Below are 5,131 nucleotides of genomic sequence, written 5' to 3'. Positions count from 1 at the left end.
CCGGGCATGCCGATCGGCTCGAGCCAGCGACCGTTGGCGAGCAATGCGGCCTCGTCGTCGCTGATGGTGCGGCACGCGAACGCGGTACGCGCCGCGGCGTCGATGTCGAGGCTCAGCGCCGGATCGTCGGCGAGCTGCTCGAGGGTACGCGCGTGCTCGAGCCCGAACGGGCCGACCTTGGTGCGCCGCAGCGCCGTCAGATGCGCACCGACGCCGAGTGCCACGCCGAGATCGCGAGCGAGCGCACGAATGTAGGTTCCCGACGTGCAGTCCACTTCGACGTCGACGTCGACGAACCCGTCGCCGGGAAGGTCACGACGCGCGAGCACGTCGAACCGTGACACGGTCACCGGCCGCGCCGCCAGCTCGACGGTCTCCCCCTCACGCATCCGCGCGTAGGCCCGTTTGCCGTCGACCTTGATCGCGCTGACGCTCGCGGGTACCTGCTCGATGTCGCCGGTCAGCGCGGCGACCCCGGCGGCGATCGCCTCGTCGCTGACATCGGACGCATCCGTGGTCGCGACCGTCTCGCCTTCCGCGTCGTCGGTGACGGTGCTCTGTCCCAAGCGGATCGTCGCGGTGTACGACTTGGTGGTCAGCGACAGCAGCCCGAGCATCTTCGTGGCGCGCTCCACCCCGAGAACCAGCACTCCCGTCGCCATCGGGTCGAGGGTGCCGGCGTGCCCCACCTTGCGGGTGCCGAGCAGACGCCGGCAGCGGGCCACGACATCGTGGCTGGTCATGCCCGGGTCCTTGTCGACGACGAGCAGACCGGCGTTGGCGAGGGCGGGATTCTCGGTGGCAGACACGTGGCCCGATTCTGCCACCCCCGGTTCAGCGCACGGCGATCGCGGTGAGCACCAGACCGTCGGCGACCAGCCACCGCCCGTCGAACACCGACAGCGGCGCGCCGTCCCGGGTGTCGCCGGGCACGAGCAGCTTCGACCGGAACGTCCCGGACGCGACCGCGCCCGCTGCGGTGTCGTCGCGGCCGAAGGTGATGTGGGCGTCCTCGAACCCGAGCCACCGGCCGGTCAGCGGGAACCACGCCTTGTAGGTGGCCTCCTTGGCGCAGAACAGCAGCCGGTCCCAGTGGACGTCGTTGTCGGCAGCGGCGGCGAGCCAGTCCCGTTCCGGTTCGAGGCTCACCGCGGGCAGCACTCCGTCCGGGAGCACGTCGTGCGGTTCGGCGTCGATGCCCACCGAGCGCACCTGCAGCGAATATCCGAGCACCGCTCCCCGGTAGCCGTCGCAGTGGGTGAGGCTGCCGACGACACCGCGCGGCCACACCGGCACGCCGCGTTCGCCCTTGAGGATCGGCGACGGATCGACACCGAGCCGTCGCATCGCCTGCCGGGCGCAGTGCCGGGCGCCGATGAACTCCCGGCGTCGCTTGTCGGCGGCCCGCGCGATGAGTGCCTCCTCCTGCGGATGCGGTAGCAGACCCGCCGGGTCGTCGAACAATTCGGCGGCGACGACACCGGCCGGCAGGATCCGCCCGATCAGCGTCTCGGGCGCGTCGGGGACGTTCCGGGTCGTTTCCGTCACCGCAGTTCCCTCGCTCGCTGTGCGCGCATCTTCTCCACTTCCGCTTCCATCTCGGGGGTCACCGTGAAGTGTCCGCCCCACTTGTTGAGAGTGCCCGGCGGATAATCCGGAACCGGCAGGATCTGCCGTAGTACCTGATCGGGCAGCCCTCGCCGCTGCCATTCGCGCGGGTAGCCGATCGACACCTCCTCGAACCGGACCCCGTCGTAGTAGGTGGTGCGCGGGATGTGCAGGTGTCCGTACACCGAGCACAGCGCGCGGTACCGCACGTGCCAGTCGGCCGTGTCGGTGGTTCCGCACCACAGCGCGAACTCCGGGTAGAACAACATCCGGGTGGGTTCGCGCACCAGCGGGAAATGATTGATCAGGACCGTCGGCAGCGTCGGATCCAGCGCGTCCAGTCGCTGCCGGGTCAGCTCGAGGCGGGCGCGGCACCATGCGTCGCGGGTGAGATAGGGGTCGGGGCCGAGCAGGAATTCGTCGGTCGCGACGACGTTGCGTTCCCGCGCGAGCGCCAGCCCGTCGGCCTTCGTGGTGGTTCCCTCCGGCAGGAACGAGTAGTCGTAGAGCAGGAACATGGGGACGAGCACCACGGGTCCCCCCTCGCCCTCCCACACCGGGAACGGGTCCTCGGGGGTGACCACGTCGAGTTCGCGGCACATCGTGACGAGGTAGTCGTAGCGGGCGACACCGCGCATCTGCACCGGGTCCTTCGCCGTGGTCCACAGCTCGTGGTTGCCGGGAATCCAGATGACCTTCGCGAAGCGGCTGCGCATCAGTTTCAGCGCCCACCGGATGTCGTCGGTCTTCTCGGCGACATCGCCGGCGAGGATCAGCCAGTCGTCCGGGGACTCGGGGAAAATGTCCTCGGTGACGGGCCGATTGCCCTTGTGTCCGACATGGATGTCGCTGATCGCCCACAGCTTCGCCACCGGCACTATCCTTCCGCTTCTGCCTGGTCGAGGGACCGCACCTGCCGGTCCGCTCCCGTCACCGCCCATCGTCCCGACAGCGTCCGCCACACGACGGCCACCATCCGAAACACGATGAACACCGTAAGTCCCGTCCAGATTCCCGCCAGACCCCAGTCCCACACGAGCGAGCACCAGATGAGCGGCAGGAATCCGAGGAGCGCGGAGGCCAGCGTCGCCGTGCGCAGGAACGCGGCGTCGCCGGCTCCGAGCAGCACCCCGTCGAGCGCGAACACCACACCGGCCAGCGGCATGATCGCCACGAAGAACCACCACGCGACCCCGATCTGGTCGAGAACCGCGGCGTCGCCGGTGAACAGACCGGGAATCACGTCGCTGCCGAGCAGGAAGACCAGCGCGAGCGCCGCCGCGAAGATCGTCGACCACGCGGTGATCCGCCAGGCCAGCCGGCGGGCACCGGCACGGTCCGACGAACCCAGCGCTGCCCCGACCAGCGCCTGCGCAGCAATCGCGAGGGAGTCCAGGGCCAGCGCCACGAAGTTCCACAGCTGCAGCACCACCTGGTGCGCGGCGACCGAGGCGGCCCCGAAGCGGGCGGCGACGGCGGCAGCGGACAGGAAGCACGCCTGGAAGGCGAGGCTGCGGGCGATGAGGTCGCGGCCGAGGCGCAACTGGGCGCCGATGATCGCGCGCTGCGGTCGCAGCGGCACACCCGCGCGCACCAGCGCCTGCACGAACAGTGCCGCCGACACCGCCTGCCCGATCACGTTGGCGACCGCGGATCCGGCCAGTTCCCACCGGGGTGCGCCGAGGAGACCGTGGACGAGCAGCGGGCACAGCACCGCCGACAACGCCAGCCCGACGACGACATACCGCAGCGGCCGTGCGGTGTCCTGGACGCCCCGCATCCACCCGTTGCCGGCGAGGGTCACCAGGATGAGCGGGGCACCGAACAACGCGATGCGCAGCCACGACACGGCGGCATCCGCGATCTCGTCGTCGCCGGCGATCAGCCCCGCCACCGGCCCGGCGAGCAGTTGCCCGACGACCAGCACGACTGTGCCGACCCCGAGCGCCAGCCAGGTCGCCTGCACGCCCTCACCCACCGCATCGCGATCGCGGTCGGCACCGTGGAACCGGGCGGCCCGCGCAGTGGTGCCGTACGACAGGAACGTCAGCTGAGTGCTGACCTGCGCCAGAATCAGACCGCCGACGGCCAGCCCGGCCAGTGCGAGAGCGCCGAGGCGACCGACGACGGCGATGTCGAACAGCAGGTACAGCGGTTCCGCAGCGAGCACGCCCAGCGCCGGCAGAGCCAGCCCCAGGATCCTCTTCGCCGAAGCTTCGGTCGGGTCCCGGTCAGCCGAGGGCGGCACGCAGTTCCGCCACGATCTCGGTGCGATCACCGTGTGCGGTGTAACCGGCGGCGGCGCGGTGCCCACCGCCTCCGAGGTGTGTCGCGACGAGCGAGACGTCGATCTCGTCCTTCGAACGCAGGGACACCGTCCACACCTTCGGGCCGACCTCCTTGAAGACGGCGGCGACCTCGGCCTCTGCGGTGGTCCGCACGATGTCGATGACGCTTTCGATCTCCTCGGAACGCAGGTGCGCGGAATCCGCGCGCAGGACGCTCGCGTGGACGAGCCCTCGGCCGCCGGCCGCGTCCGGGACGAGCGTCGCGGTGGCGAGCACCGCCGAGAGCATCGGCAGCCACCCGAAGGGATGGGTGTCGAGGAGCTGCCGGGTGATGCGAGCCCCGTCGATACCCGTCGCGAGGAGTCTCTCGGCGAGCAGATGCGACTGCGGCCGGCCCCACCGGAACGAGCCGGTGTCGGTGACGAGCCCGGCGAACAGGCAGTGTGCGAGCTCCGCGTCGATCTCGACACCCCACACGTCGAAAAGGTCGGCGAGAACCGCAGCGGTCGCCTCGGCGTCCGGTTCGATGAGGTTGTGGGTGCCGAACCGGGTGTTCGACCGATGGTGGTCGATCACGAGCGTCCGCGCGGCCCCGTGCAGGCGGGGTGCGAGCCGCCCGAGCCGTCCGGCGGTACCGCAGTCCACGGTGACCAGCAGATCGACGGTCTCCCGCACGTCCCCGACGGGGGTGACCAGGTGCAGACCCGGCAGTTCCCGCATGGAGTCGGGCACGTCGTTCGGCGATCCGAACGCGACCTGCACAGGCACGTCGCGGCGTTCGAGCGCCAGACCCAGCGCGAGTCCGCTGCCGAGCGTGTCCGCATCGGGCTGCACGTGGCACAGCACCGTCACGGATCCTGCCGCGTCGAGCAGCTCGACCGCACCGCGGAAGTCCACCGCGGTCGCGGGCGGGGTGCTGCCGGAGGTGGTGGTGTCGGACATGGCGGGGCTACTCGTCGCCGGCGTCGTCTCGCTCACGCGGTTCCTTGTAGGGGTCGGCGTCGCCGGCGTGCGATGCCCCTTCGCGGGCCTTGGCGACCTCGTCGTCGGCGGCGCGGGCGCGGGCGAGCAGTTCCTCCATGTGCCGGGCGGTGTCCGGCACCGTGTCCGTCACGAAGGTCAGGGTCGGCGTGAACCGCACACCGGTTCCGGCGCCGACCTTGGTCCGGAGCACCCCCTTGGCCTTCTCGAGCCCGGCGGCGGCCGCGGCGAGATCGGGCTCGGCGTCGAGGTCC

General features: G+C 70.8%; 6 protein-coding genes. All 6 read right to left on the bottom strand.

The features are described from left to right. A partial coding sequence (truB, locus tag A8G15_RS28665) for a tRNA pseudouridine(55) synthase TruB (protein ID WP_068166593.1) occupies positions 1 to 809 on the bottom strand: 809 nt, incomplete at its 3' end. 25 nt (positions 810 to 834) lie between these two features. Then, complete coding sequence (gene npt / locus A8G15_RS28660; protein ID WP_068166595.1) at positions 835 to 1,506, bottom strand: 4'-phosphopantetheinyl transferase Npt; 672 nt, start codon at positions 1,504 to 1,506, stop codon at positions 835 to 837. Positions 1,507 to 1,544: 38 nt separating this feature from the next. Continuing rightward, positions 1,545 to 2,489 carry a metallophosphoesterase family protein gene (locus A8G15_RS28655; protein WP_068166594.1) on the bottom strand — a complete coding sequence of 315 codons (945 nt, stop codon included), beginning with the start codon at positions 2,487 to 2,489 and terminating at the stop codon, positions 1,545 to 1,547. Next, on the bottom strand, positions 2,486 to 3,856 hold the full coding sequence (locus A8G15_RS28650) for an MATE family efflux transporter (RefSeq protein WP_068166592.1): 1,371 nt from the start codon (positions 3,854 to 3,856) through the stop codon (positions 2,486 to 2,488). Before A8G15_RS28650 ends, A8G15_RS28655 begins: the two co-directional genes overlap by 4 nt. Further along, on the bottom strand, positions 3,840 to 4,838 hold the full coding sequence (locus A8G15_RS28645; protein ID WP_068166591.1) for a DHH family phosphoesterase: 999 nt from the start codon (positions 4,836 to 4,838) through the stop codon (positions 3,840 to 3,842). The genes A8G15_RS28650 and A8G15_RS28645 overlap by 17 nt, the downstream gene beginning before the upstream one ends. A 7-nt stretch (positions 4,839 to 4,845) precedes the next feature. Continuing rightward, a partial coding sequence (locus A8G15_RS28640; RefSeq protein WP_211270266.1) for a ribosome-binding factor A occupies positions 4,846 to 5,131 on the bottom strand: 286 nt, incomplete at its 5' end.

Origin of the sequence: Rhodococcus phenolicus (genome assembly GCF_001646785.1) — a bacterium.
Lineage (GTDB): Bacteria > Actinomycetota > Actinomycetes > Mycobacteriales > Mycobacteriaceae > Rhodococcus > Rhodococcus phenolicus.
Note: the sequence above shows the minus strand (reverse complement) of the source record. Positions and strands in the feature narration are given on the sequence as shown.

Bases quoted from the DNA above. Each gene is read 5' to 3' on its own strand.
- A8G15_RS28645 (WP_068166591.1), bottom strand. From the start codon at position 4,838: ATGTCCGACACCACCACCTCCGGCAGCACCCCGCCCGCGACCGCGGTG.